At 56.9% G+C, this 26371-nt stretch carries 20 protein-coding genes and 1 rRNA gene (1 of these 21 running past the window's edge); 14 read left to right on the top strand and 7 right to left on the bottom strand.

The window, feature by feature from the left end:
* Positions 1 to 94: 94 nt before the first annotated feature.
* Positions 95 to 2386: a 1,4-alpha-glucan branching protein GlgB gene (gene glgB / locus CYB_RS09420; protein ID WP_011433566.1), complete on the bottom strand. Its 2292-nt coding sequence runs from the start codon at positions 2384 to 2386 to the stop codon at positions 95 to 97.
* A gap of 60 nt (positions 2387 to 2446) precedes the next feature.
* The gene (locus CYB_RS09415) at positions 2447 to 3922 is read right to left on the bottom strand and encodes a dihydrolipoyl dehydrogenase family protein (RefSeq protein WP_041437425.1); all 1476 of its coding nucleotides are present in this window, start codon (positions 3920 to 3922) and stop codon (positions 2447 to 2449) included.
* A gap of 223 nt (positions 3923 to 4145) precedes the next feature.
* Here CYB_RS09415 and tatA point away from each other — a divergent pair, with 223 nt between their 5' ends.
* Both tatA and CYB_RS09405 read left to right on the top strand, forming a co-directional pair.
* Complete coding sequence (tatA, locus tag CYB_RS09410; protein ID WP_011433563.1) at positions 4146 to 4391, top strand: twin-arginine translocase TatA/TatE family subunit; 246 nt, start codon at positions 4146 to 4148, stop codon at positions 4389 to 4391.
* A 226-nt stretch (positions 4392 to 4617) separates the two neighbouring features.
* Positions 4618 to 5454 (top strand): anti-sigma factor domain-containing protein, encoded by an 837-nt coding sequence (locus CYB_RS09405; protein ID WP_011433562.1) that lies wholly within the window; start codon positions 4618 to 4620, stop codon positions 5452 to 5454.
* Here the strand turns inward: CYB_RS09405 and CYB_RS09400 are convergent, their stop codons facing one another.
* Positions 5455 to 5946: a helix-turn-helix domain-containing protein gene (locus tag CYB_RS09400; protein ID WP_011433561.1), complete on the bottom strand. Its 492-nt coding sequence runs from the start codon at positions 5944 to 5946 to the stop codon at positions 5455 to 5457.
* A 255-nt stretch (positions 5947 to 6201) separates the two neighbouring features.
* Here CYB_RS09400 and CYB_RS09395 point away from each other — a divergent pair, with 255 nt between their 5' ends.
* From CYB_RS09395 to CYB_RS09365, 7 genes are all read left to right on the top strand, one after another.
* Complete coding sequence (locus CYB_RS09395; RefSeq protein WP_011433560.1) at positions 6202 to 7095, top strand: bestrophin family protein; 894 nt, start codon at positions 6202 to 6204, stop codon at positions 7093 to 7095.
* Between the two features lie 180 nt (positions 7096 to 7275).
* On the top strand, positions 7276 to 8568 hold the full coding sequence (locus CYB_RS09390; protein ID WP_011433559.1) for a metallophosphoesterase family protein: 1293 nt from the start codon (positions 7276 to 7278) through the stop codon (positions 8566 to 8568).
* A gap of 2 nt (positions 8569 to 8570) precedes the next feature.
* Positions 8571 to 12167, top strand: coding sequence for an AAA family ATPase (locus CYB_RS09385; RefSeq protein WP_148202745.1), 3597 nt, complete (start codon positions 8571 to 8573; stop codon positions 12165 to 12167).
* Complete coding sequence (locus CYB_RS09380) at positions 12157 to 13350, top strand: DNA double-strand break repair nuclease NurA (protein ID WP_011433557.1); 1194 nt, start codon at positions 12157 to 12159, stop codon at positions 13348 to 13350. Before CYB_RS09385 ends, CYB_RS09380 begins: the two co-directional genes overlap by 11 nt.
* Entirely contained in the window at positions 13347 to 13940 is a 594-nt protein-coding gene (locus tag CYB_RS09375) for a hypothetical protein (RefSeq protein ID WP_011433556.1), read from the top strand. The genes CYB_RS09380 and CYB_RS09375 overlap by 4 nt, the downstream gene beginning before the upstream one ends.
* Positions 13940 to 15646: an ATP-binding protein gene (locus CYB_RS09370; protein WP_011433555.1), complete on the top strand. Its 1707-nt coding sequence runs from the start codon at positions 13940 to 13942 to the stop codon at positions 15644 to 15646. The genes CYB_RS09375 and CYB_RS09370 overlap by 1 nt, the downstream gene beginning before the upstream one ends.
* A 142-nt stretch (positions 15647 to 15788) precedes the next feature.
* Complete coding sequence (locus tag CYB_RS09365) at positions 15789 to 16340, top strand: hypothetical protein (RefSeq protein ID WP_238376746.1); 552 nt, start codon at positions 15789 to 15791, stop codon at positions 16338 to 16340.
* A 13-nt stretch (positions 16341 to 16353) separates the two neighbouring features.
* Here the strand turns inward: CYB_RS09365 and CYB_RS09360 are convergent, their stop codons facing one another.
* Together CYB_RS09360 and hisA are read right to left on the bottom strand one after the other, a co-directional pair.
* On the bottom strand, positions 16354 to 17544 hold the full coding sequence (locus CYB_RS09360) for a M20 metallopeptidase family protein (RefSeq protein WP_011433553.1): 1191 nt from the start codon (positions 17542 to 17544) through the stop codon (positions 16354 to 16356).
* A gap of 133 nt (positions 17545 to 17677) precedes the next feature.
* Positions 17678 to 18463, bottom strand: coding sequence for a 1-(5-phosphoribosyl)-5-[(5-phosphoribosylamino)methylideneamino]imidazole-4-carboxamide isomerase (hisA, locus tag CYB_RS09355; protein WP_011433552.1), 786 nt, complete (start codon positions 18461 to 18463; stop codon positions 17678 to 17680).
* Positions 18464 to 18590: 127 nt separating this feature from the next.
* Between hisA and CYB_RS09350 the strand changes: the two genes are divergently transcribed.
* Both CYB_RS09350 and CYB_RS09345 read left to right on the top strand, forming a co-directional pair.
* Complete coding sequence (locus CYB_RS09350; protein WP_011433551.1) at positions 18591 to 19964, top strand: 16S rRNA (cytosine(967)-C(5))-methyltransferase; 1374 nt, start codon at positions 18591 to 18593, stop codon at positions 19962 to 19964.
* A gap of 80 nt (positions 19965 to 20044) precedes the next feature.
* Positions 20045 to 20857, top strand: coding sequence for a TrmH family RNA methyltransferase (locus tag CYB_RS09345; protein WP_011433550.1), 813 nt, complete (start codon positions 20045 to 20047; stop codon positions 20855 to 20857).
* A gap of 16 nt (positions 20858 to 20873) precedes the next feature.
* Here CYB_RS09345 and recA read toward each other — a convergent pair whose 3' ends face one another.
* Positions 20874 to 21998, bottom strand: a complete 1125-nt coding sequence (recA, locus tag CYB_RS09340) for a recombinase RecA (RefSeq protein ID WP_049749588.1) — start codon at positions 21996 to 21998, stop codon at positions 20874 to 20876.
* 235 nt (positions 21999 to 22233) lie between these two features.
* On the opposite strand from recA, the gene lgt reads away from it, so the two are divergent.
* Positions 22234 to 23058: a prolipoprotein diacylglyceryl transferase gene (gene lgt / locus CYB_RS09335; RefSeq protein ID WP_011433548.1), complete on the top strand. Its 825-nt coding sequence runs from the start codon at positions 22234 to 22236 to the stop codon at positions 23056 to 23058.
* A gap of 3 nt (positions 23059 to 23061) precedes the next feature.
* A complete protein-coding gene (gene tsaE / locus CYB_RS09330; RefSeq protein WP_011433547.1) occupies positions 23062 to 23697 on the top strand; it encodes a tRNA (adenosine(37)-N6)-threonylcarbamoyltransferase complex ATPase subunit type 1 TsaE in 636 nt (211 codons plus the stop codon).
* A 200-nt stretch (positions 23698 to 23897) separates the two neighbouring features.
* Here the strand turns inward: tsaE and CYB_RS09325 are convergent, their stop codons facing one another.
* Entirely contained in the window at positions 23898 to 24596 is a 699-nt protein-coding gene (locus tag CYB_RS09325) for a pirin family protein (protein WP_011433546.1), read from the bottom strand.
* Between the two features lie 331 nt (positions 24597 to 24927).
* Here CYB_RS09325 and CYB_RS09320 point away from each other — a divergent pair.
* Positions 24928 to 26371 (top strand): 16S ribosomal RNA (locus tag CYB_RS09320) (it continues 29 nt past the right edge of the window).

Here is a 26371-nt window from a genome sequence, read left to right as displayed (position 1 = left end):
TTGTCTCAATCCAGCTTGAAAGGACTACAAATGGCCAAAAAACGAAGTCTCCAGACCCGTCCTCCCAGTGCGGCGGAAGGAAGCCAGCAGGGTGTCAATTCTGGGACTCGACCGGCTGCGGCGGCTGCCATTTCAGCACCAAGGTAGAAAGTTGCGGCAGGCAGAGCTCGAGGGAGTAGGGCAAGTTGTGGTAGGCCCAGTCGTCTGTCCACTTGCCCCCCAAATTGCCTACCCCGCTGCCCCAAAACTCCACAGCATCGCTGTTGAGCAGCTCTCGATAAAAACCTCGTTCCGGTACCCCAATGCGGTAATTGGGCCAGACCACCGGCGTGAAGTTACAAACCACCACCACCCACTCACTGGGATCCTCCCCATAGCGGATGAAGGAAACGATGCCGCGATGATCGCTGCAGTCGATCCAGCGGAACCCCTCCGGTTTGGTGTCTTGGGTATACAGGGCAGGCTCAGAGCGCAACAGGTGATTCAGGCTGGCCACGTAGTGGCGCAACTTGGCGTGGGGTTCATACTGCAGCAGCTCCCAGTCCAGATCTGCCCAAACATTCCACTCATTCCACTGGCCAAACTCCATGCTCATGAACAAGGTTTTCTTGCCAGGGTGGGTGAACATGTAGCCATACAAAGCCCGCAGACTGGCGAACTTATGCCAATGATCCCCCGGCATTTTGCCCAACATGTGGCTCTTGCCATGCACCACCTCATCATGAGAAAAGGCCAGCATGTAATTTTCGCTGAAGGCATACATGAGGCTGAAGGTGACCAAATGGGGATGGAACTGGCGGAACCAGGGATCCATGTGGAAATAATCCAACATGTCGTGCATCCAACCCATGTTCCACTTCAAGTTGAAGCCCAGCCCACCCACATGGGTTGGCCAAGTTACCATCGGCCAAGCAGTAGATTCTTCGGCAATGGAAAGCGCACCGGGGTTGTATTTGAAAATGAGGGTATTGAGCTGCCGGAAAAAGTCGATGGCTTCGAGGTGTTCCCGCCCGCCGTAGGGATTGGGGATCCACTCTTTGCGGTCATAATCCAGATAAAGCATCGAGGCCACCGCGTCCACCCGGATCCCATCGATGTGGTATTTCTCGAACCAAAAAAGGGCATTGGCCACCAGATAATTGCGCACCTCGTTGCGGCCATAATTAAAGACCAAAGTGCCCCAACCTTTGTGCTCGCCTTTGCGAGGGTCGGCGTACTCGTACAGGTGAGTACCGTCGAAAAAAGCCAGCCCATGCCCATCTTTGGGGAAATGCCCGGGCACCCAATCGACAATCACGCCGATCCCGGCTTGGTGAGCCCGATCGACAAAATACATAAAGTCTTGCGGGGATCCATAGCGGGATGTTACGGCATAGTAGCCAATCACTTGATAGCCCCAAGAGCCATCGAAGGGGTGTTCTGCCACCGGCAACAGCTCGATGTGGGTAAAGCCCAGCTCCTTCACATAGGGGATCAATTTGTCCGCCAGCTCGCGGTAGGTGAGGAAGCGAGTGTTGGGCTTTTGGTCCACCAGCACACTTTGCCCTTCGGCAGGTGGATCTTCAGCCGAGGCGTGCATCCAGGATCCCAGATGCACCTCATAAACCGAAATCGGCGAGCGCAGGGGATCGGTGGCGGCGCGTTTTTCCAGCCAGGCTTGGTCGTGCCAGGTGTAGGTGTTGAGGTCGGCTACGATGGAGCCGGTTTTGGGGCGCACCTCCTGTTGAAAGCCATAGGGATCCGATTTTTCGTAGATATCCCCCCAGGAAGTTTTCACCTCGTACTTGTAGATGGCGCCTGGCCCTATGCCGGGGATGAACACCGCCCAGATGCCGCTTTCGCCCAGCCGCTTCATCTGGTGTTGACGCCCGTCCCAGTGGTTAAAATCGCCGATAACGCTGACGTTGCGGGCGTTGGGAGCCCAGACGGCGAAATGCACCCCCTTCACCCCATCCACCGTGATGAGATGGGCGCCCAGCTTGTCGTAAATGCGGTGGTGATTCCCCTCGTTGAACAAGTAGCGATCCAGCTCGCCAATGTGGTTGACCTTCTCCAAGGGAAAGCGGTAGGGATCCTCCCATTCTTCCAAGTGTTCCCCTTGGGGATCCCAGACCCGTTGGGCCCGCAAAAAATAGTCCGGCAGAGGGGTTCCCGGCTCAAAGCGCAGCTCGAATAGCGTTTCCGGGTGCAGCGGCTGCATCGGGTAAGCCTGTCCAGTGGCGCGTTCCACCAGCCAAACCTGCCGAGCATTGGGCACAAGGGCGCGCACCAACCCAAAGGATTTCCCGGCCTCTTCTATCTGCTGGGGGCCCAAAACGGCATAGGGATCCTGCCATTGGTTGGAAACAAACTGACCCACTTGTTCAGCAGACAGGAGAAAGCCCATCGGGAACCCTCAGTAAATGACCATTCTAGTCTAGCGGTGGCTGACCCCCAGTTTGCGCTGTCAGCTCCAGGCCCGCCTCCAGGCAAAGAATCCCTGCAAGAAGTTCTGCAGGCGGGGGTTGGTGGCCAATTGTTGCCTGCGGTGCTGCAGGGCCGCCTTGGCATTCACCTCCGAGCGGGTGGGGTAGATGTGGATCCCGGTCAGGGCAGAGACGGGCAGCCGCCGGCTCATGGCCAAAACCACTTCATGAATCAGCTCTCCCGCCTGGGATCCCACCAGGTGCGCCCCCAAAATCTGGCCGTTGCGCCGACAGATCAATTTGGCAAAGCCCAGGGGGGCGGCTTCTGCCTGGGCCCGATCCACATCGGCAAACTCCTGTTTGAGCACCACCACATCCTTGCCGTATTGCTGCCGGGCTTCGCTTTCGGTGAGGCCCACACGGGCCAGCTCCGGCTCGGTGAAGATGGCCCAAGGAATGACACGATAACGCGCTTGGCTGAGGGGGAAAAACAGGGCATTGACCAGGGCCACTGCCCCTTCGTAGGCCGCCACATGGGTAAATTGCGGCCCGCCGATGACATCCCCACAGGCGTAGATGCGGGGATTGCGGGTTTGCAGCTTGGCATTCACCTGGATCCCTTGGGGGGTGTACTGCACGCCGGCGGCTTCTAGACCCAGCCCTTCCACGTTCGGGATCCGACCGGCGGCCACCAAAATCTCTTCTGCACGGATCACTTGATCACCTGCAGCGGCGGTGCCTGCCCCGGAATTGGCCTTTAGGGAAAGCAGCTTTGCCCCTTGCTCTTGGCCAACTGCTGTGGCGCGTACCCGGGTGAGGATGCGGATCCCATCTTGGGTCAACTGTTGCTGCACCACCTGGGCGGCTTCGGGATCCTCCTTGGGCAAGATGCGCTCGCGGCTGGCAATGAGGGTCACCTCGGATCCCAGACGGGCCAGAGCTTGGCTCAACTCGCAGCCTACCGGCCCCGCCCCTATCACCGCCACCGATTTGGGCAAGCGGGTCAAGTCAAAGATCGATTCGTTGGTCAGATAGCCCGCCTCGGCCAAGCCCGGCAAGGGGGGAACCCAAGGACGGGATCCGGTGGCGATGACAAAAGCCCGCGCCTGTACCTGCCGTCCTGCCACCTCAAAGGTGCGCCCATCCACAAAGTGGCCCTTGGCAAACACCAGTTCCACCCCCAGTTGGCGGAAGCGATCTGGCGAATCGGCGTGGTTGGCGATGTAGCTCTGGGCAGAGCGAATGTGTTCGTACACCTTGAGGTAATCCACCGAGATCCCTGCTGGGCCAGGGAGAGTTACCCAACCGGCAGCCATGGCCTGGCGAATCCGATGGACGGTATGGGCCACGTGAAGAAGGGCTTTGCTGGGCACACAGCCATACCAGAGGCAATCTCCGCCCAGGCGGTCGCTTCCTTCCACCAGCAGCACCTTGGCCTTCAGTTGGGCCGCAGCGCTGGCCACCACCAAACCCGCTGCACCGGCGCCAATGACCACAATATCGTAGGAGACAGGCATGGCTTTTTTTAAACTTTTAAACAGGAGAATCGGGCAAGGGATCCCAGGAATCGGCAAAAGATAGCACCATCCTATGTCTTGAGTGGGCCGGGGGCAGGATGGGAGAAGGGGATCCCTTTCCACACCCTTTCTGCATGGGAGAAGAACTTGTTAGAGTGGGACGGATGGATCCCTTGCAAGCTGGGTTGATCCGTCTGTTCTACTTTTCAGGGTTTGGGGACTTATGACTATCCTGCTGCCGAGCGAACCTATCCTGGCCGTGAGCATCTTCGGCATGGGCCTGCCAGAGCTGGCCGTGATTGGGGTGATCGCGGTGGTCGTGTTTGGCCCCAAGAAGCTACCGGAGTTGGGCAGCGCCTTTGGCAAAGCGTTGCGGAGTTTCAAACAAGAGATGAACAACCCCAGCAGCGATGACGAGCCTGCCGGCACGGAAAAGGTGGAGAAGGTGGTGGAGAAGGATGCCGCCTGAGGGTCGCGGAGAGGGGTGGGATCCCAACTTCTGCCAGGGACGTGCTGCCGCAACTGGGGATCTTGTCGAGAGGGGGGATCCAAGCCGGCTTCGATCAGAAGTAAAGTCAGCTCGCAAGGGAGCCAGATCCAGGGCTAGTGTATAGTTCTGGAAAGTTTCCCGGACCGGCGCTACCGGCTGAGCCAGGATCAGCCCGGATAGGCCCATCGGATGCCCCAGAGGTGGTATGGCTGAGCTGACCGATTTCGAGTTGATGCGCCAGATCCAACTGCGGGATCGCCGCAGCCACTTTTTGCTCAAGGATCGCTATCAGAAGCGCCTGCTGGATATTGCCTTGGCCATTCTCAAGCAACCTCACCAGGCGGAAGAGGTGGTGCGGCAGGTGTTCGAGTTCTGCTGGAAACACGCCAATGCCTTTGACCTGCAGCGGGATCGCTCAGTGGCTCTGTGGCTCTACGAGTTGACAGCCTTTCAGGCTAGGGAACGGCTGCGGCGTTGGGCTTGGCTACCTGCCCCCCTCTCCATTCAAACTTCGGCTCCCCTGTGGCCGCAACGTCTTCTCTGGGGCAGCCTGGCAGTGCTGGGGATCTACGCGGTAGACATAACAGCGGCCTACTGGCGGCTGCGCTGGCAGTGGGGATCCCCCATCGAGGGAGAGTCGGTGGCAGTTCAACGGCTCTACCAAGAGTGGCAACGACAACCGCAGGTGCAGCGAACCCTGCTGCGGGATCCCAGCTTCAGCACTCCCCTGTTGGTGCAAGCCCTCTGGTCGCCCCATGCCAAGCAGGTGCTGCTATTGGCCTCGGAGATGGCTCCCGCCCCCCCAGGGAGCACCTATCAACTGTGGCTGGAGTCGGATGTCCAGGGAGGGGGACGACTGCTGGAAAACGCCGGCACTTTTGCCGTCAACGGGGAAGGATCCCTGCAGTGGCTCAGTCAACCCATCCATTCTGAGCAGCCGACCCGCCTTCTCGTCACCCTTGAACCGGCAGGAGGAAGCGAATCCCCCACAGGCCCGCCTCTGCTGCAGAGCAGTTTCTGGATCCCTGCTGCCCAGCCCTGATCAAGAGAGATGGGGGGATGGCTGGGGAGTTTGTCCCCCGCTCTTGCGCCGCTTAGCATGGGATCCCCGCAAGCGCACCTTGAGACGGTAGCGAACAGTTTCATGCACAACTTTGTAGGAAGCATCCACACCGTGGGTTTCCCGCAGCCATTCGCGGATGTCGCTGTAGGTACGGAATCGGCCAGGCTGATGCAGCTCCTGCTTGAGGATTTCCAAAACCGGCTTGGGGATGAGGGGTTTGCGCCCTTGGTTGCGGGGCACCGTCAACATGCCCTCTAGCCCCTTGGCCTTGTAGCGTTGAAACCATCGAAAAATCGTTGAGATGTCCCGCCCCAGAATTTCAGCCAAGCCTGTCATCGTCTTGACTTTCCCAATCTTGAGCAGGTAGAGAGCTTGAACCCGCTCCTTCCCGGTCGGTGTAGACTGCTTGCTTAGTAGGGATTTGAGCTCTTCAGCCGATTCCCGAATGTCGAGCTTGAGGACTCCAGCCATGTTGGGGCGTCGCAGAACAGCGTTGAATTCGTTGCCTGGCGGAGAGTCTACCACAGTAACTTGGGGTTTTGGAAGTTGTTCGTGAAGTTTGCCTGGGCATTGCTTGACATTTACAGAATCTCGAACTGAAAAATCTCTAACAGGCTACCCTCGTCGCTTTTCAGGATAGGCGGGCAAGGGATCCCCTCTAGGGCGGCAGGCCGTGGCTGTAGGAGTGGCTGTAGGATCAGAGGGCAAGCTTGCCGACGCTGCACTATGGTTCTTCGCAAGTATCTTGCAGGAGAGGGGCTGCGTTGGTTTCGCCTGGCCCTGCAGTTGCAAGGATCAGTTGTGCCGGCAGTGCTGCCCCGCGCCTTTATCTGCGGCTTGGCCGGGGTGCTGGTTTCGATTCTGTATAAGCTGGGGCTGCCCCTGGCGCTGTCGTCGTTGGTGGCGTTTGTGCCCAACATCGTTTTGGGTTTGATGCTGGTGTTTCGGACAAACACCGCCTACGAACGGTTCTGGGAGGGGCGGAAAGCCTGGGGATCCGTGGTGAATGACGTGCGCAATTTGGCCCGCCTGATTTGGGTAGCCATTGAAGAAAAGCAACCCGGCGACCGGGAAGAGAAGATCCAAACTCTATATCTATTGCCCGCTTTTGCCATGGCCATGAAACAGCACTTGCGCCAGGAACCTCTGCTGGATGAGATTCAGCCCCTCCTCAGCCCGGAGCAGTTGCAACGTCTCCAAAGCCTCAACCATCCCCCTTTGCAGATTGCCTTTTGGATCGGAGATTACTTACAGCGACAATACCAAAAGGGCCGCGTTGAGGTCTACCAGCTCACGATCATGGTGGAGCGGCTCAACAGCATGGTGGATGCGCTGGGGGCTTGCGAGCGCATTCTCATGACCCCAATGCCCATGGCTTATGCCCTGCACTTGAAGCAGTTGTTATTGCTCTACTGTTTATCTTTGCCGTTTCAGATGGTGGAAGGTTTGGGTTGGATGACCGGCCCCATTGTGGGATGGCTGAGCTTTATGTTGTTTGGCGTTGAAGAGATCGGCATCGAAATTGAAAATCCCTTTGGCCGGGATCCCAATGATCTGCCCCTCGATAACATTTGCAACAAGATGAAGCACAATATTGCGGATTTGATCAATTCCACTTAGGGAACTCTCGCCGTTCTGGATGGCAGGGCAGCTGCCCATTTCAGATCCTCAGCCGGCACCTACCCCTAGTGGAGATAGCCGGGGCGAACCCGATGATTGAGAGGAAGGGATCCCTATATCTTGGGTAGGGAACAAGATGGGTTTGCTAAACTGTGGACAATTTGCCGAGGTGCTCTGGGGATGGCCTGCTCAACCTGCACATTTTTACACCTGGCCGATGTGCATCTGGGCTATGACCGCTACGACAGCCCGGAGCGGAGCAAGGACTTCTTTTTGGCTTTTCGGGATGTTGTCCGGCGCTATGCCATTCAGGATCCGGTGGACTTTGTGCTCATCGCCGGAGATCTGTTCGAGCATCGGCAGATTCAGCCCGGCGTTCTCAACCAAGCCCAGATCGTCTTGCGGGAGCTGCAGCAGGCCGGGATTCCGGTGTTGGCCATCGAGGGCAACCACGACAACCGTCCCTATGGCGTGAAAACCAGTTGGCTGAGGTACTTGGCCGATCACGGGGAGTTGATCCTGCTGGAGCCGGAAGCAGGGGAAGAGGGCCTGGAGTTGCGTCCCTGGGCGGGTGGGCGGGGAGGGTATCTGGATTTGCCCTGTGGGGTGCGGGTGATCGGATCCCAGTGGTACGGATCGGCAGCTCCCAGGTCGATTGAGCAGTTGGCGGCGGCCATTCGACGGTTGCCCCCCGGCCCAGAACGGGTGGTGTTGATGTTCCACCACGGTCTAGAAGGCCAAATTGCCCGTTACCAAGGCGCTTTGCGCTACCGGGATCTGTTGCCCTTGCGGGAGGCAGGAGTGGGCTACCTGGCCTTGGGACACATTCACAAAAGCTATTCCGAGGGGGGGTGGATCTTCAACCCGGGATCCCTGGAGGCCAACAGCACTGCCGAATGGGACTTCCAACGGGGGGCCTATCGCGTCCGCTGGGGAGATGGCCCACCCCAAGCGGAGTTGGTGCAGGATTACCATCAGCGGCCCCGCCGCCGGCTCTATCTGGAGGCCAAGGGCAGAGAAACCCCCGAACAGATTGCCGCAGCAGCCATTGCCTTGGCTAAGGGATCCCGTTTTCAGGAAAGTGAGATGGAGCCGATGGTGGAGTTGCGGCTGGTGGGACAGGTGGGGTTCGCCAAGCATGAGCTGGATAGCCGCGCCCTACAGTGTCAAATTCAGCAGCTTACCGGCGCCTTGCTGGTTCTGTTTCGTTTTGAGGCCAATACTTTAGAGCTCGGGTCGGCTGCCCTTTCCTTGGAAGAAGAGGGGCAGAGGCTACAAATCGAAGAGAAAATCTACAGGGATCTGCTGAGCAGCCATGCCCACTACCGCAAACGCAGTGAAGAGCTAGCGCGGCTGCTTCTGGATCTTAAAGAAAAGGTTTTGGATGGGCAAGGAGAATCTGAAGTGTATGCTCACCTAAGGGGAGCTTTTGATGCTCCGCATCGCTGTCGCGAATGGGGAGCAGAAGACTGATTATGCGGATCCTCTCTCTCGCTTTACAAAACTTCAAATCTCATGAGGATGCCGTCTTCACGTTTGAGCCAGGTATTAACGCCATTTGCGGAGAAAACGGAGCGGGCAAGACCAGCATTTTGGAAGCCATTGCCTGGGTTTTGTTCGACTACTGCCCCTACAGCCAAGAAGAAATCATTCGCTCCGGGGCCAACGACGCAGTGGTGACTGTGCAATTTATCTCCCAATGGGATCAGCGCACCTACGATGTTCGCCGCAGCGTAACGCAGGGATATCGTCTCTTTGATCCCCAGCTGAAGCAGCGCCTAGAGTATGAGCGCAAGTCCGATGTGCTGCCGTGGCTGAGGCAACATTTGGGCGTACCTGCCGGTACCGACCTGGCGCGGCTCTTTGCCACAACGATTGGGGTGCCCCAAGGGACTTTCACGGCAGACTTTCTCAAAACCGGTCGAGATCGCAAAGAAGTTTTCGATCGCATCTTAAAGGTGGAAGAGTACCAGCAGGTAGCCAAAGACCTGTTGGCGGTCGAAAAATACAGCGAGGCGCAGATTCAGGCCATTAATCATCAAATTGAATTGCTCCGCCAACAGCTACAGGAGTGGGATCCGCTGCAAGCGGAGCGGCAGAAAATCCAACAAGAACTGAGTTATTGGCAAGAGCGCTTGAGTCAATCGATCCACACTCTGGATCAGGTTAAGCTTGAGATCGAGCGACTGGAGAAATGGCTTGAGCAAATCCAAACTTTAGATCACCAGATTGCCCAACTGGAGCAAAAGGGATCCCTGCTTCAGGTATCTCTTGAGCAGGCAGAAAAGTTATGGGCAGAGGCCAGGCAAGCTCAAGCGCAGCAACAGCAATACTGGGAGGGATCTCAGCATTTTTTGGCCACAGAAGCTCGCTTGCGGGAGCTGGAAAAACAGCAACAGCAACGCTTGGAGTGGCTGAAACAGCGGGATGCTTTGCTCTCGCAAAAGCAGCATATCGAAAACCAATTGGCAAGACTTCAAGAAAAGTTAAGCCAACAGCAGCGCTGGAAGCAGGAGCTAGAGGAGCTAACCCCGCAAATTCAGGCCCAAGAGGAGCTAGAGCGTCAGCAGACCTATTGGACTCAACAGCTCAACACGTTGCTACACCTGCACCGCGAATGGGAACAGATCCAGGCAGAATGGACAGCCCACGCCGAGCGCTGTCAACTGCTACAAAGCCGAGTGCAAGAAGCTGAACAGGCCCAGGCCACATGTCGGCAGCATCAATTGACCTACAACCGTTATTTGCAGTTGGAAACCCTCATTGCAGAGCAGGAAGCGCTGCGGCGAACCCGACAAACTTTACTGGCTCAACGGGAAACTTTGCAACATCAACTGCATCGATTGGAGCTGCAGGGATCCGAATATCAGCAACAACTCCAGATCTTCCAAAAAATGGAGGCGGAAAAACTTGAGCTGCAACCCCTGTGTGAACGGCAGGCCTCCCTGGAGCAGCGCCACTCCCAACTTGGCGAGAAGTTGGCTTCCTTTCAGGCTCTGCGCCTTGAACTCAAACAACGGGAAACGGAGCAGGAACAAGGCCAAGTCCAATTGCAACAACTGCAGCTCCAACTGAGACAACGGCAGGCGGATTTGGAGCGGGTAGCCGCCATTCCTGCGCTCGAAACTCAACAGGAGCGATTGCAAACTCAGCTCAGCCGCATTGCCGCAGCTCGTCAATTTCAACAGGAGCTACAAGCCCTTTTTGAGCAGGGCTCGGATCAATTGGCTCAACACCATCACAGCATCCGGCAACTTCTGGACGAATTGGAAGCGCAGCGACACAACTATCCCCAACTTCAATCTCTGTGGCAGCGGATCCCAGAGGTACTCACTCGATCTTCAGCACTCAGCCAACAGTTGCTCCAGTCCATCCATCAGATTTTGCAGGATCTGGCTCCCCAAACTTCCGAGCCCCAACTTCGTCAGCAGTTGTCCAACATCCAAAAACAACTCAGGACTTTGCAACCCTTGCTCGGCCTAACCGCACAAATACCCGATTTACAAGCCCAAATTCAGCAACTGCTGCAGTTGCAAGCCGAACGACAAAGCAGAATTGATGACCTTCACTGGGATCTTGAGGCTGAGCCCACCTTCCTTCGGCAACAACAGGAAATTGGCCAGGCGCTGCAAGAACTGGGGGATCCCAGAGGGCAAATCCAGCGCTTGGAAAGAGATCTCAGCCGCAAGTCTAGGGTTGAGCAAGAATATCAACAAATAGCGGCCCATGTTCAGCAACTCCAACAGCAGATACAAGCCCTAGAAGAGCAGCTGCAACCGCTTTCAGATCTGGATGAAAGAATTGCAGCTTTGCGGGAAGAACAAGGCCGGCACCGCAACAACTACGAGACCTTTATCCGCATGCAGCCTCTTGCCCAAAGTTTGCCCCGACGGCAAGATGAACTCCAAGCGGCCCAGTTGGCCCTAGATCAAATCCAGAAAGCCAAGCAAGAAAAACAAGCCCAGATCGACCGCTGGGAACAAACAGAGGGATCCAAAGATGACCTGCAAGCCCAAATTGAAAAAGCCGCCAAAACCTTAAAATCTCTGGGGGATCCCAGAAGTCAAGCCGAACGGCTCAAAGCAGAGCTAAAACAGGAAAAGCAGTATTTACAAATGCAGGCCGACTGCCTGCAGCAGCTTCAGGATTTACAGGCCGCACTCAACCCTATCGAGGAGGCCCTATGCCAAACGGAGCATCTGGATCGAGAGCTGGGATCCCTGCAGGAAGAACGCGAACGATACCGTTTAGATCACGAGCGCTATCTGCAGGCAGAACCCATTGCCCAATTGCTTCCCCAGCGGGAACAGGAACTGGCCGAGCTAAACGCCCAGCGGCAGCAACTGCAAACTCAGCTTTCCCAACTTCGCGCAGCACGGGATCCCTTAGCTGCTCTGTATCGACCGCAGGAGCATGAGCATCTTCGATCCCTTCTGCAGGCCACCGAAATTCAAAAAGCTGAAGCCCAAGCCCGACTGGAGAGCTTAGCTCCTCAACTGAGCAAAATTGAGGAAAAGTTGCGGCAATTGGAACAGGCCAAGGCCAGCTTAAAGCAAGTCGAGGCCGAAAAAACTGAGAGAGAACGCCTACACCGCTTTATCAAATTCAGCCGAGAGACCTACAGAAAAGCCGGCCCCCAAGTTACCCAATACTACCTGCAGCAGATTAACCATACCGCCGATCACCTCTTCCGAGAAATTCTCAACCGTCCCAACGTCACCCTGACCTGGGAAGCCGATTATGAGATCCGCGTTCAAGAAGCCGGCAGCCCTAAACGGCGGTTTGCCAGCCTTTCCGGGGGAGAGCAAATGTCGGCGGCCTTGGCAGTGCGCTTGGCTTTACTCAAGGTGTTGGGACAACTAAATATTGCCTTTTTCGATGAGCCCACCACCAATATGGATACCCAACGGCGACAGCGGCTGGCAGAGGCTATTACCAACCTGCGATCTTTTGAGCAGCTGTTTGTCATCAGCCACGACGATACCTTTGAGCAAATGACAGAAAATGTTATTCGGGTGGAAAGGCACTCCGGATCCAAGTCGGTAGGGAGGGATCCCGCCTATGGTGTTTAGAGCCGACCGGATCCTGGCAGTGTTGCAGCAAAAGCGGGAGGCCTTTGCCACTTTTGATCAAAGGCTGTCGGAGCGCAGAGAATACTATAAGCAGGCCATGGAAAGCTTGTGCCAGTGGTCAAGCCTAGAGATTGCCGAAAAAATAGCTCCATTCCCTTTCCCAGGCGCTTTACCTACTGCAGAGTGGGATCGCTACTCCAATTGGAGGATCCCTTTTGAGCAGGAATGGGCCAATTACGAAGAAAGCCGCGATTGGGCGAAGTCGGTCATTGAAAATATTCCTACCTTTGCCGTAGATGGATCCCAGATTTATCCCAGCAAAGATCTGTCAATACCGGTGGCGCTGGTGCAAATTGGCTGGTATGAAAACCATCATTGTGCAACAGGCTTGTACGAAAAAGACATTCAAGTGGATGTATTGACTCCAAGGGACCTGGGATCCGACAGCAGCGGCGAACCGAAAGAGCGAATGGTTAACATGCGCCGCTTTCAAATGGAAATCGAGAGACTTGTAGAATACATTCAAAAATCTCAACCGGGATCCCGAAAATTGGCCTTTTTGGACGGGGCGCTGGTGGCTACTTTTGCCGAAGTCTTTGAGCCAGAAAGCCAAGACTTTTATGTGCAGTGTTTGCTCCAGCTTCTGCGGGCCAGCGAGCAAAGCCGGATCCCTATCGTGGCCTACATAGACACCACCTACACTTCCGATTTGGTGGCGTTGCTGAAGCATTGTTTTGACCTACCCGAAGCTCCACAGCTTCACGATGCGCAACTGCTCAGCCCCTGGTTGGAGTGGGGGGATCGCACACCTTTTTTCATCTGTGCCCGCGGCGGCAGCCTCAACCCCCAAGATGGGATCCTCAATCGCTACCAAGAAATGCGAGAGCGAGTGGGATTTGTTTACCTGCGCACCAGTGACAACTTTCCGGCTCGCCTGGAAATACCCGTTTGGGTTTATGAGGCAGGACTGTTGGACTGGTTGGTGGATCTGGTTCGCTGTGAGGTGGTGATTGGGCGAGGTTATCCTTATGTGCTGGAGACAGCCGATCAAATAGCCGTTATCCGCAATGAGGATCGCAACCTTTTCTTGCGTCTCATGCAAGATTGGGCCGCTCGCGAAAAGCTGAACCTAAGGCTATCCCGGAAAACAGTAAGTAAATTACAGCGGAGACGAGTTCGATGAGATTGGGAAAGGTAGTTCGCTCCAACAATCACTGTGATTATGTGGTGCAGGTGGACGATGCTTTAGAAGTCAAAAATCCGCCGGCTCCTGATGACTATGGCTTCGGCAGCTTTGTCAAGCTAGAAAGCGACCGGCGACACTGGGCTGTAGGTCTGGTTTACAATACCCAACTCCTGAATCCGATGTTCCTCAATTCTGGGCCGCGCCTTTCCAGCCAGCCGGATCCCTATTTTTCCCCCGATCTGCAGAATGAGGTGCGCACGCTACTCTCGGTGGTCTTAATCGGGGCCTTGGATGAAGAGCGCCGCTGTGGCCGGCAAGGGATCCCACGCGTGGTGGTGCCTGTAAACACGCCGGTTTTTCGCATGAGCCGGGAAGAGATCCTGCGCTTTCACCAGGATCCCCAAGGTCAAACCCAATTTTCCTACTATGGTTTGCTGCTGAGTAGCGGCGGCAACTTTGCCAATCATTTGATCTACCAAGTCTTGAACGACATTACGCCGATGTTTGCCGATCCAGCTCAACGGCGAGCTCTGCAAATCTTAAGCAAAGAATTGGCCTGGAAAATGACTGTAGGAGCGATGCGCTAATGCCCCAAAAAATCACCGATAATGGCCACCATCCAGAAGCCACCCTCTCTCCAACTGAGGACTCTCCAGAGGTAATTGGCACCGTCAAAGGGCCTGGAGAAACCTCCAACCAATATGTTTTCATCACTTCCAATACCCAAGCGGTAAAGGTGGGCGATTTCGTCTATTACGAAGTCCAGGATCCCCAATCGCAAACGCTGCAAATCTTGGGTAAAATTAGCCAAGTTCAGCTCCTGGATCACATCCCCGATCGCATCTTTGCCGATACCGAAATCGATCCCAGCACCATTGTGGCTCTGGTGGGCTTCACCCATCCCAATCCGGAAATCTATGCGGTTACCGTCGAGGTCATCGGCTATTTCAATCAGAAGATGGGCTTTATTAACCCCCGCCGCGCTCCGGATCCCGGTGCCAAGGTTTTTCTGGCCTCCAATCGTCTGCTGAAATCAATTTTGAACAAACGAGATGAAACAGCCATTGGGGGTGCTCACTTGGGCAGCCTGTTGTTGCGCGATGAGGGAGCAGTGCCCGTAGTACTGGACGTCAAGGAAATGGTCAGCACCCATCTGGCCATTTTGGCGGGGACAGGATCCGGCAAATCTTATACAGCAGGGGTTTTGATTGAAGAGCTGCTTTTGCCCAAAAACCGAGCTGCCGTCCTCATTTTCGATCCCCACGGGGAATACCATACGCTGGCGGAGATGCAGTCCCACCCCAAGTTTTTTGGGGAAGACGGCTACCGTCCTAAAGTCAAGGTTCTTTCACCACAGGAAATTAAGATTCGTGTATCTTCTCTTAACTTCTTTGATATTCTGACCCTGCTGCCGGAAACCAGCGATCGGCAAAAATCTTTTCTGGAAAAAGCCTTCCGCAGAACAACTCAATTTAACCCACTCCGCTGGACGATTCAGGATTTAATCGATGCCGTAAACGAGGCTGATTCCGCAGAGGATGGATCCCAAGGATCCTCAGCCGCCGCTTTGGAGTGGAAATTAGAACAGATCGACCGTTCTCCCTATTTCGACAATTTGCAACACCTAGCTCCCAAAGACTTGTTTGAGCCGGGGCAGGTAACCATCCTGCAAATGCATGAGATCAGCCAAGAAGAACAGCAGGTGATCGCTGCTGCCATCTTGCGCCAGGCCAACTATGCTCGGATCAATACCCACAAAGGCAAGATCCAGCCGGGGGACGAAAATTACTTGCCTTATCCCGTCTTTATTTTGCTGGAAGAGGCCCATCGGTTTGCCCCTGCCCACGAGCCTTCCCGTTGCAAACAGGTGCTGCGCACCATCCTCAGCGAAGGACGCAAGTTTGGACTGGGAGTAGGGCTGATCACGCAACGCCCTGGCAAGTTGGACTCGGATATTCTGTCTCAATGCATGAGCCAATTTTTGATGCGAATTGTCAACCCTGCCGATCAGGAAAATTTGCGCCACAGTGTCGAGGCTGCCGGACGGGATCTGTTACAGGAATTGCCCGCCTTGAGCAAAGGTCAGGTGATCATCTCCGGGGTGTGCGTCAATACCCCTGTACTGTGCAAAGTGCGGCAGCGCTACACGCAGCATGGCGGCGAAACGTTGGATATTCTTGGCCTCTGGCAAAGGCATTCCCAAGAGCACCACCAACGGGATCGCTTGGCTCAGTCAGCCCCTCTCAAACCGCGTCCTCAACCTCAAGTGGTGGATGGACTCAGCATTGATTAGCAATGGCCCAAAACTCCAACTGTGGCCTGATCTCAATCGCTGAATCTGCCAAATCTACAATCCGAAACCACTGCTTGATTGCAATACAATTCATTTCACAGAAACAAGTTTTGGGGCGAGCAGGATGAGGAAACAAGCCCTTTTGCCAAGCTTCCTGGGCATTGCCGTTGCGGTTCTGCTGGGATCCGGGCCTGCCTATGCTCAGTTGCGGCTGATCCCCGAAGCGGCGCGGCGGGTGTACGAGGCATTGCCGGATCTGCCGCTGGAAAACACCTACACCCCTATTAACCCCAACGATGGCGGCCCCGCACCTGAAGAGGATACTTTGGTGCGGCGAATGATGATCTATCACCTGCAGGTGGCCGGTCGCTCCCCCACCGACCGCTTTGACTGGCAACTGACGCTGGCAGACTATTTCGATGCCAACGAGCCAATCATCGCCCAACGGTATCCCGGTGCCGACCGCCTCACGGTCAACCCCTACGCCCAAGACAAGGCAGCTGTGCAAGCCCTGAACCGGCAACAGCGACAGGCCCTGCTGGAAGCCCTTGTGCTGGCCTTCGGTGGGGATCCCGACCCCAAACCCCTCTACATTCCCGCCGACTTGAATCCTGTCCCCGCCCTACCCACCCCAGAACCCATGCAACCTTTGCTGCTCCCTGGTAGCGGAGGGGCTGAGCTGCTCAGGCCCTAGCCGAGGTTTCCCGCTAACTCAAGGCTTGCCCGGTGTAGTTCTCAATGCAGCGCAGGAACAGCTCTACCCCAATGCCAAGGGCAGCCTCATCGAAGTCGAAGCGGGGGTGGTGGTGAGGGTAGTTCAGGCCCCTTTCGGGGTTGGCGGATCCCAGGAAAAAGTAGCAGCCAGGCACCTCATTCAGGAAAAACGAGACATCCTCTCCGCCCATGGTCATCTCTGGGATGATCCTCGCCTCTGGGCCAAACACCTCGCGGGCAGACTGTTCCACCAGAGCTGCCATAGCAGGATCGTTTTGAACCGCCGGATAGCCCCGCTCGAATCGAAACTCATAGGTGGCTCCGTAGGCTTGGCAAATGCCGGCAACGATTTCTTCCATGCGCTTTGGGATCAAATCGGCCACTTCAGGGTGAAAACTGCGCACAGTACCCCAAATTTCTGCGCTTGGGGCGATAACGTTGAAGGCATCGCCGGCCCGGAAACGGCCCACCGTCACCACCGCCGGCTGCAGCGGATCCACATTGCGGGAGACAATGGTCTGCAAAGCATTGACAATGTGGGATCCCACCACAATGGCATCCACTGTTTGTTGGGGAAGGGCAGCATGTCCGCCTCGCCCGATCACCTGAATCTGAAAGCGGTCGGCAAAGGCCATCGAGGGGCCACTTTTCACGCCAATAGTGCCCAGAGGGCGATTATTCCACAGGTGTAGGCCGAGGATGGCTTCCACATCCGGGTTTTTCAGAACCCCCGCCTCCAGCATGGGCTTGGCTCCGCCGGGGCCTTCTTCGGCAGGTTGAAAAATGACCTTGACCGTGCCCTTGAGGTGTTGACGGTGCTGTTGCAGCAGCTTGGCGGTGCCCATAGCAATGGCCGTATGGCCGTCGTGGCCACAGGCGTGCATGACGTTGGGGATGGCGGAGCGGTACTCGACTTCATTGGCCTCATGAATGGGCAGGGCATCCATATCGGCCCGCAGCGCCAAAACCGGCCCCGGCTGCTCTCCCTCAATGGTGGCCACGATGCCGGTGTGGGCAATGCCGGTCTGGTGCGGGATCCCCCAGCTTTCCAGGCGCTGGCTGATGTAGGCGGCGGTTTGCTTCTCCTGGAAGCCCAGCTCAGGATACTTGTGGATGTGGCGGCGCCAGGTCACCAACTCGGGTTGTAAAGCTCGAACAGCAGGGCGAAGCGCAGGGACAGACATGACCTGAAAAACAAAAATGTCTTGGAAAACCTTCACCAGCGGCTGGTGTTGTCGCATGAAGTTGCCTGTTGATTTCACCAGTATGGCAGAGGTTTTGCCAGGGCTGTCTTTCGCTCGATCTCTGGATGGATACCTAGGCCCACAGGGATCCGGTTTCCGGCGGTAGATCTTGCCAGCGGCCCGGCCCCACTGCTCGCAAAGCTTCCTGCAAGGAGATCGCCCCTGAGTAGAGGGCCTTGCCCAAAATGGCCCCTGTCAAACGGGGCAAGCTCAACAAAGCCAGCAAATCGGTCAGCGAGCCGATCCCTCCCGAAGCAATTACAGGCACTTGAGAGACGGCTAGAATCTGGCGCAGCTGTTCTAAATTGGGCCCGGCCAGGGTGCCATCCCGGCTAATGTCGGTATAGATGATCCCGGCAGCTCCTTGGGCTTGCACCCGTTGCACTAGCTCAGGAGCCCGCAGGGGAGTGGTGCTCAGCCAGCCGCGGGTGGCCACCTGCCCTTGCCGAGCGTCGATCCCCACCCAAACCCGACCGGGGAAGGCTTGGGTCATAGCCTCCAGGGTGTCGGGATCCTCTACGGCTAGGGTGCCAACGATCACCCGATCCACCCCCAAATCCAACAACTGCCGCGCCCGTTCAAGGGATCGGATCCCACCCCCCACCTGCACCGGGATGGCCAGGCTGCGGACAATGCGCTCAATGATGGGCAGGTTGACTGGATCCCCGCTTTTGGCCCCGTCCAAATCCACCACATGCAGGCGAGGAGCACCCTGTGCCGCCCAAGCTTCGGCCTGTTGGATCGGGTCGTCGGCTACCTGTTCTGCCTGGGCGTAATCCCCCTGGTAAAGGCGCACGGCGCGGCCCTGCAAAAGGTCGATGGCGGGGATCACCTCTAAGAAGGCGCTGGTGTAAGGCATGATTGGGATCCCTTAGGGGCTTCTCCAGTATCGCCTGGGAGCGGCCTTGCTCCAGCGGAGATCTGGATCTCTAGACCCTAAAGTGCTCCACACCGCTGACGCGATGGGAGAACATCCTGAGATGACTATGAACGCGCGCCAACTGGCTCTGTTGGCTCTGCAGAAAATCGAGCGCCAAAACGCCTATGCCGACCTGGTTCTGGGGCATTTGTTGGCCAACAGCAGCCTGATCCCCGCCGACCGGCATCTGGTCAGCGAGCTGGTGTATGGCATTACCCGCCGTCGCCGCACCCTCGATGCCTTGATCGATTGCCTTGCCCAGCGTCCTGCCCACAAGCAGCCCCCCGATTTGCGACTGATTTTGCATCTCGGCCTCTACCAACTGGCTTTTTTGGATCAGATCCCGGCCAGTGCTGCCATCCATACCAGCGTGGAATTGGCCCGCCAGATGGGGCTGGGATCCCTGACAGGGGTGGTGAACGGCATCTTGCGCGCCTACCAGCGGCAAGTGTTGGATCAGCCAGAGAAGGATCCCCTCAAGCCCCTCGAGGACACTCTGCCAGCCGACCCAATTCAGGCTTTGGGGATCCGGCACAGCTTTCCCGACTGGTTGGTGAGCCTATGGTGGGAGCGCCTGGGGCCGGTGGAAACGGAGCAGTTGTGTGCTTGGTTTAATCAGCCACCCCACCTGGATTTGCGGGTCAACCCACTGCGGGCAGATGTGAATAAAGTCATTCAAGCCTTGGCAGCAGCCGGGATCCCTGCCCTCCCCATCTCCGAGGTGCCGGGTGCCTTGCGACTTCAGGATCATGCCGGCGACATCACGGCCCTGCCCGGCTTTGCCCAGGGTTGGTGGAGCGTTCAAGATGCCAGTGCCCAGCAGGTGGTGCATTGGCTGGATCCCCAGCCAGGGGAGCGGGTGATCGACTGCTGCGCTGCTCCGGGCGGCAAGACCACCCAAATAGCCCAACACATGCAGGATCGGGGGGAAATCTGGGCTTTGGATCGCCACCCCCACCGTCTGCGGCGCCTGGAGGAAAATAGGCAGCGCCTGGGCTTGAGCTCAATCCGTCCCCTGGCCATCGACCTGTTATCCCTGAGCGCTGCTGCCGATCGCGTCAGCGGGACGGAGTCCTTACCCCCTGCCCCCTTGCCCCCCTGGCAGAGTGCTGACCGCGTACTGCTGGATGCCCCCTGCTCCGGCCTAGGCACCTTGCACCGCCATGCTGACGCTCGCTGGCGGCAGACTCCAGAGCGGATCCCTGAATTGGCCCACCTGCAAGCTCAGCTTCTGCAGGTGGCAGCCCGTTGGCTTAAGCCGGGCGGAGTGTTGGTGTACGCCACCTGTACGCTGCATCCTGCCGAAAACGAGGAGATCATTCAAGCCTTTCTCGACAGCCACCCCAATTGGGCTGCTGAAGGGGATCCCCTGCTCATCTGGCCCCACCGGCAGGATCGGGATGGATTTTTTATCCAACGGCTGCGCCGCTCCGGTTACTAACTCCCCTCTCCCTCTGGGAGAGGGGCTGGGGGTGAGGGCAGCAACGCCGAAGACTTGGGGAGTACCTTAACCATTGCCACATGGCTTCTGAGCTGCTGACCAGTCCGAAAAACCCCTGGATCCGCAAGTTGCGGCAGTTGCACCGCAGCAAAGGCCGGCGGGAACAGGGCGCCTTTTTGGTGGAGGGATCCCATCTCATCGAAGAAGCCCTGCGGGTCGGCTGGCCTTTGCAAGCCCTCTGCTACACGCCCGACTGGGCCAGCCGTCACCCTCACCTGCTGGCCGATCTGCCCAAGGGCCTACGGCGGCAACCCGTCAGCTCAGAAGTCATGGCAGCGCTCTGTACCACCGAGTCTCCCGAAGGAGCTGTGGCCGTGGCCGTCAGTTGGCAGATTTCCTCTCCCCCCCTGTCCAAGTTACGTTTGGGCCTTGTGGTGGAAACGCTGCAAGATCCAGGCAATTTGGGATCCCTAATCCGAGTCGTGGCCGCCGCAGGAGCCGACGGCCTTTGGCTAAGCGCAGACAGCGTCGATCCCGAAAACCCCAAAGTCTTGCGGGCCTCTGCCGGCCAGTGGTTTCGCCGTCCGCCCCAAGTCGTGCCCGACCTAGCCGCCTGGATCCAGAGCTGCCGTTGCCACGGGATCCAAGTCTTGGCTGCTACCCTCTCCCCCACAGCAAACTGCTACTGGGATCAAGATCTCACCCGCCCTACCCTTTTTCTCCTGGGCAACGAAGGGGCTGGCCTGAGGGAAGCGACTATCCAACAGGCCGATGCCCAGGTGCGGATCCCGATGGCCGAGGGTGTCGAATCTCTGAACGTCGCTATGACGGGGGGGTTGTTGCTCTACGAGGCCCTGCGCCAGCGGCGATCTCGCTCAGGAAGCGCTCCCTGAACAGCTAGCTGCTCCCTCAAAACTCTTCCTCTACAAAGACCGCATCCTCATTCTCTTCCTGCTCTCCCTCCTCCATCGCTGCCGGCCGGCTGGCGGAAACCGTCACCCCCGCAGAAAGTTTCTCCCGCACAGCCGCTTCCACCTCCGCTAGGAGCTCTGGGTTTTCCTTCAAGTAGACAACCAGATTGTCCCTTCCTTGGGCAACATTTTCCTCCTTGTAGCTGTACCAAGAGCCGCGCCGCTTGAGAATGCCCATCTCATCTGCCAGATCGATGATGCAGCCGATGTTGGAGATCCCTTGGCCGAAAATGATGTCAAATTCTGCCCGCCGGAAAGGGGGGGCAACTTTGTTTTTCACCACCTTGACCCGCGCTCGGATCCCGTATTCTTCCGCACCTTTTTTCAGGGTTTGAACGCGGCGAATATCCAGCCGCACCGACGCATAAAACTTAAGGGCATTGCCGCCGGTGGTGGTCTCCTGGGGGCCATAGCCTATGCCGCCAATTTTGGAGCGCAATTGGTTTAAGAAAAGAACGATGGATCCGGTTTTGCTGACATTTCCGGCAATCTTGCGCAGCGCTTGGCTCATCAGGCGGGCCTGCAATCCCACATGGGCGTCTCCCATATCCCCCTCGATCTCGGCACGGGGCACCAACGCTGCCACCGAATCCACCACCACAATATCCACAGCCGCAGAGCGCACCAACTGATCGACGATCTCCAGGGCGGCCTCCCCCGTGTCCGGCTGGGAGATCAACAGGTTTTGAATATCAACCCCCAAAGCTGCTGCGTAAGTGGGATCCAGCGCATGTTCCGCATCCACAAAAGCTGCCGTTCCCCCTTGTTTTTGCACTTCGGCGATGGCATGTAGGGCAATTGAAGTTTTCCCAGAAGATTCCGGCCCAAAGACTTCGATAATCCGCCCTTTTGGGTAACCTCCGCCCAAGGCCAAGTCGAGGGTGATGGCCCCACTGGGTATGGTCTCCACCCGCATCTGGGTGGCATCTCCCAGGCGCATGATTGCCCCTTTGCCGAAATTCCGCTCGATCTGGCTTAACACCTGCTCCAGGGCTTTGCGTTTTTCTGACTTCAATTTGTCCGAGTCATCAGCAGTGTTCACAGCAACGGCTTTCCGGGCCATAACCCGCATCCCCCCCAGGAGTCGTGGTGGAAAATCGAGCCTGCATTCTAACATTGTCGCCTTGCTCTGAGCGGATCCCTCTCCCTCCAACTGCAGTCAGCTCGTACCTTGCCTCGGTTCCTAACTCCCCTCTCCCTCTGGGAGAGGGGCTGGGGGTGAGGGCAGGTCTTCTGCATAGCCTTGCAGAGCGGGTAGAGTGGGCTAAAGGGATCTGCTCAGGAATGTCCCCACGGTCATGACTTTGGTCTTACAATCCCCCGGCCCGGTTGTGTTTAGTTGGGGGCCGCTCAGCCTGCGCTGGTATGGCTTATTGATCGGCCTGGCAATGGTGTTGGGCTTGCTCCTGGCTCGCCATCTGGCAGCTCGGCGTGGCCTTCCCCCCAGTTCCATGCCTGATCTGCTGGTGTGGTTGGTGGTTGGATCCCTGCCCCTTGCTCGCCTGTACTATGTGGCCTTTGAGTGGGAACGCTATCGAGATGGCCCTTGGTGGCAGGTCTTGGCCCTCTGGCAGGGGGGCATTGCCATTCACGGTGCCTTGATCGGCGGCAGTGCGGCGCTTTACCTGTTCGCCCGGCGGCACCGGCTGAGTTTTTGGTTGCTAGCCGATTGCCTTGTTCCCTCCCTCAGCCTTGGTCAGGGGATCGGACGTTGGGGCAACTTCTTCAACAATGAAGCCTACGGAAAGGTGTTGCCTCCGGATAGCCCTCTGTGGGTACAACTGCAGCTGCCTGATGGATCGCGCGTCCATCCCACTTTTTTGTACGAATCCCTCTGGAACTTTGGTCTCTTCGGGCTCCTGCTCTTTTTAAGCTACCGGCGCCAGCTTCCCCCCGGCACCCTCTTGGGCCTCTACCTGGTGGGGTACAGCCTGGGGCGCTTCTGGATCGAAGGCCTGCGCACCGATAGCCTCATGCTGGGATCCCTGCGGGTGGCGCAGGGGGTGAGCCTGTTGCTCATTGGAGCAGGCCTGGCCGCAATCTTGACAGCTCCCAAACGCGTTTCTGTTCACCCAAACGAGGCAACTTCCTCGCCTGGGATCCCCGCCCCAAAGGAGTTGTAAGCCATGGCCAGCGAACAGAATGAAGAGCTCTGGCAGCAAGCCTCCCCTCTGCTGCTGCCATCCGCCGCTGCTACCCAATCACTAGGGGCCCTCGTAGCTCAAGCCGCCCTTGGCTTCCTCGCCCCTTCAGGTCAACAAAAATCTCCCCCTCCCAGCCGCAGCCTCGGCTCCACTTCCGGCTTGGTCATTCTTCTCGAAGGTAATCTGGGCAGCGGCAAAACCACCTTTGTGCAGGGACTAGGGCAGGGCTTGGGGATCCCTGAACCCATCGACAGCCCCACCTTCGTGCTGGTGCAGGAATACCACACCGGACGGATCCCTCTTTTCCATTGCGATCTCTACCGCCTAGAGACCTCTTCTGCCGCTCGCGCCGGTGGGAAAGAATTCACACTCCTAGAAGACCTAGGGCTAGAAGAACTTTGGAGCCAAGGTGGGATCACCGCTATTGAGTGGCCCCAGTACCTCCGCCATCTGCCTGCGACCTACCTCTGGCTGCGCCTACAGCCCCATCCCCAGCAGGAAGGAGCCCGCCTTCTACACGTCAAGGGAAAGGGATCCCAGACTGGCCACCTTTGGCAGCAAGTTCTTTCTCAATTCACTCAGCAAAACCTCGAAGAAGGGATCCACTTCTCCTCCTGAAAGTACTTGAAAGCAGAAGAAAAAGTTGAGATCCCAAAAGACTTATGGTCATTTCGATTCCAACTAGGACACTGCACCCGCGCCTAAAACGTTGAATGTACGGAGCCAGAAGGCTCTTCTCAGCAGTTCAGTCGCTTCACCCCAGCCTAAAACGACTATAAGCTCAAGGCAAACAGCCAGAATTCAGCCAAAAGTCATCCTCAGGCCAAATCAAACAGCAGCACCTCAGCCCCTTCTTCACTGAAAAGGTTGAGCTCGCTTTCCCTAGCAATAGCCACGCCATCTCCTTCTCGCAAAAACAAGCCATCCAGGGTCACATCGCCCCGAGCTATCTGCAGCCATCCGTAGCGCTTCTCATCCAAATATTGGCAGATGGTGTGTCCCGGCTCAATCAACCCCGCGTAGAGATTCACATCCTGATGCACAATTACGGATCCCTGGCGCCCATCTCGAGAGGCAACTAAACAAAACTCATTGGGATGCTCTGTCAAACCCGTCGCTTTTTGTTCATAGCTGGGCTCCAGGTTTTCCTGCTCCGGCAAAATCCAAATTTGCAGCAGATGAACCTCCTCATCTGCCGAGTAGTTGTACTCGCTGTGCCAGATCCCTGTGCCTGCCGTCATCCGTTGAATTTCACCAGGACGAATCACAGATCCCGTGCCCAAGCTGTCTTTATGCTCAAGGATCCCTTCCAAAACATAGGTAACGATCTCCATGTCCCGGTGCCCATGGGTCGGAAAGCCAGCACTCGGGCTGATTCGGTCATCGTTAATCACCCGCAAAGCCCGGAAGCCCATGTAGCGAGGGTCGTAGTACTCTCCAAAAGAAAATGAGTGGTAAGTATCAAGCCAACTGAGCTTGACATGACCCCTCTCTTCCCGCTTGCGCAAAGTCAGCATCACAGTTTCTCCGAAACCTGACCCTCGCAACCATCTTATTAACTCTGCAGTCAGAATGTCAATATTCAAACAGTTTTATTTCTTCTTTTCCCTGCTATTCTCGCCAAAAACTTGCCAAAAATTTTGGGTTGGATATCTTGACGGGGTGGTGGGGGTGGGGATAGGGTAGTAAAGCGCCACAAGGCCACCCAGCCCCGGCGCCCCAGAACCTTGACAAGTAACTCGTTCGGTCAACCATCGCCAAGCAGCACAGCAGGCTCCCTGAGTCGGCTGGTGGCTGCATATTCAACCCTGTCAAGTTTCCATTTTTCCAGAGACAAGCTCTTGAATTGACACGGAGAGTTTGATCCTGGCTCAGGATGAACGCTGGCGGTATGCTTAACACATGCAAGTCGCACGGACACCTTCGGGTGTTAGTGGCGGACGGGTGAGTAACACGTAGGAATCTACCCTCAGGCGGGGGATAACAGCTGGAAACGGCTGCTAATACCCCATACAGGCGGAAGCTGAAAGGAGCAATCCACCTGAGGATGAGCCTGCGTCGGATTAGCTAGTTGGTGGGGTAATGGCCTACCAAGGCGACGATCCGTAGCGGGTCTGAGAGGATGGCCCGCCACACTGGGACTGAGACACGGCCCAGACTCCTACGGGAGGCAGCAGTGGGGAATTTTCCGCAATGGGCGCAAGCCTGACGGAGCAATACCGCGTGAGGGAGGAAGGCCCTTGGGTTGTAAACCTCTTTTCTGGGGGACGAAAGCTGACGGTACCCCAGGAATAAGCCTCGGCTAACTCCGTGCCAGCAGCCGCGGTAAGACGGAGGAGGCAAGCGTTATCCGGAATTATTGGGCGTAAAGGGTACGTAGGCGGCTGGTCAAGTCTGGGGTCAAAGGCCACAGCTCAACTGTGGGAAGGCCCTGGAAACTGACCGGCTAGAGTGAGGTAGGGGTTGCGGGAATTCCCGGTGTAGCGGTGAAATGCGTAGAGATCGGGAAGAACACCTGAGGCGGAAGCGCGCAACTGGGCCTCAACTGACGCTGAGGTACGAAAGCTAGGGGAGCGAATGGGATTAGATACCCCAGTAGTCCTAGCCGTAAACGATGGACACTAGACGTTGGCCGTATCGACCCGGTCAGTGTCGGAGCTAACGCGTTAAGTGTCCCGCCTGGGGAGTACGCACGCAAGTGTGAAACTCAAAGGAATTGACGGGGGCCCGCACAAGCGGTGGAGCATGTGGTTTAATTCGATGCAACGCGAAGAACCTTACCAGGGCTTGACATGCCGCGAACCCTGCGGAAACGTGGGGGTGCCTTCGGGAGCGCGGACACAGGTGGTGCATGGCTGTCGTCAGCTCGTGTCGTGAGATGTTGGGTTAAGTCCCGCAACGAGCGCAACCCTTGTTCCTAGTTGCCAGCATTGAGTTGGGCACTCTAGGGAGACTGCCGGTGACAAACCGGAGGAAGGTGAGGATGACGTCAAGTCAGCATGCCCCTTACGCTCTGGGCTACACACGTGCTACAATGGCGCGGACAAAGGGTCGCGAGCGCGCGAGCGTGAGCCAATCCCAAAAACCGCGTCTCAGTTCAGATCGCAGGCTGCAACTCGCCTGCGTGAAGGCGGAATCGCTAGTAATCGCAGATCAGCATGCTGCGGTGAATACGTTCCCGGGCCTTGTACACACCGCCCGTCACACCATGGGAGCTGGCCATGCCCGAAGTCGGAGCACCCGCCGAAGGCAGGGCTGGTGACTGGGGTGAAGTCGTAACAAGGTAGCCGTA

It is taken from the genome of Synechococcus sp. JA-2-3B'a(2-13) (assembly GCF_000013225.1).
Taxonomy (GTDB): Bacteria; Cyanobacteriota; Cyanobacteriia; order Thermostichales; family Thermostichaceae; genus Thermostichus.
This window is presented reverse-complemented; position numbering and strand designations above follow the sequence as displayed.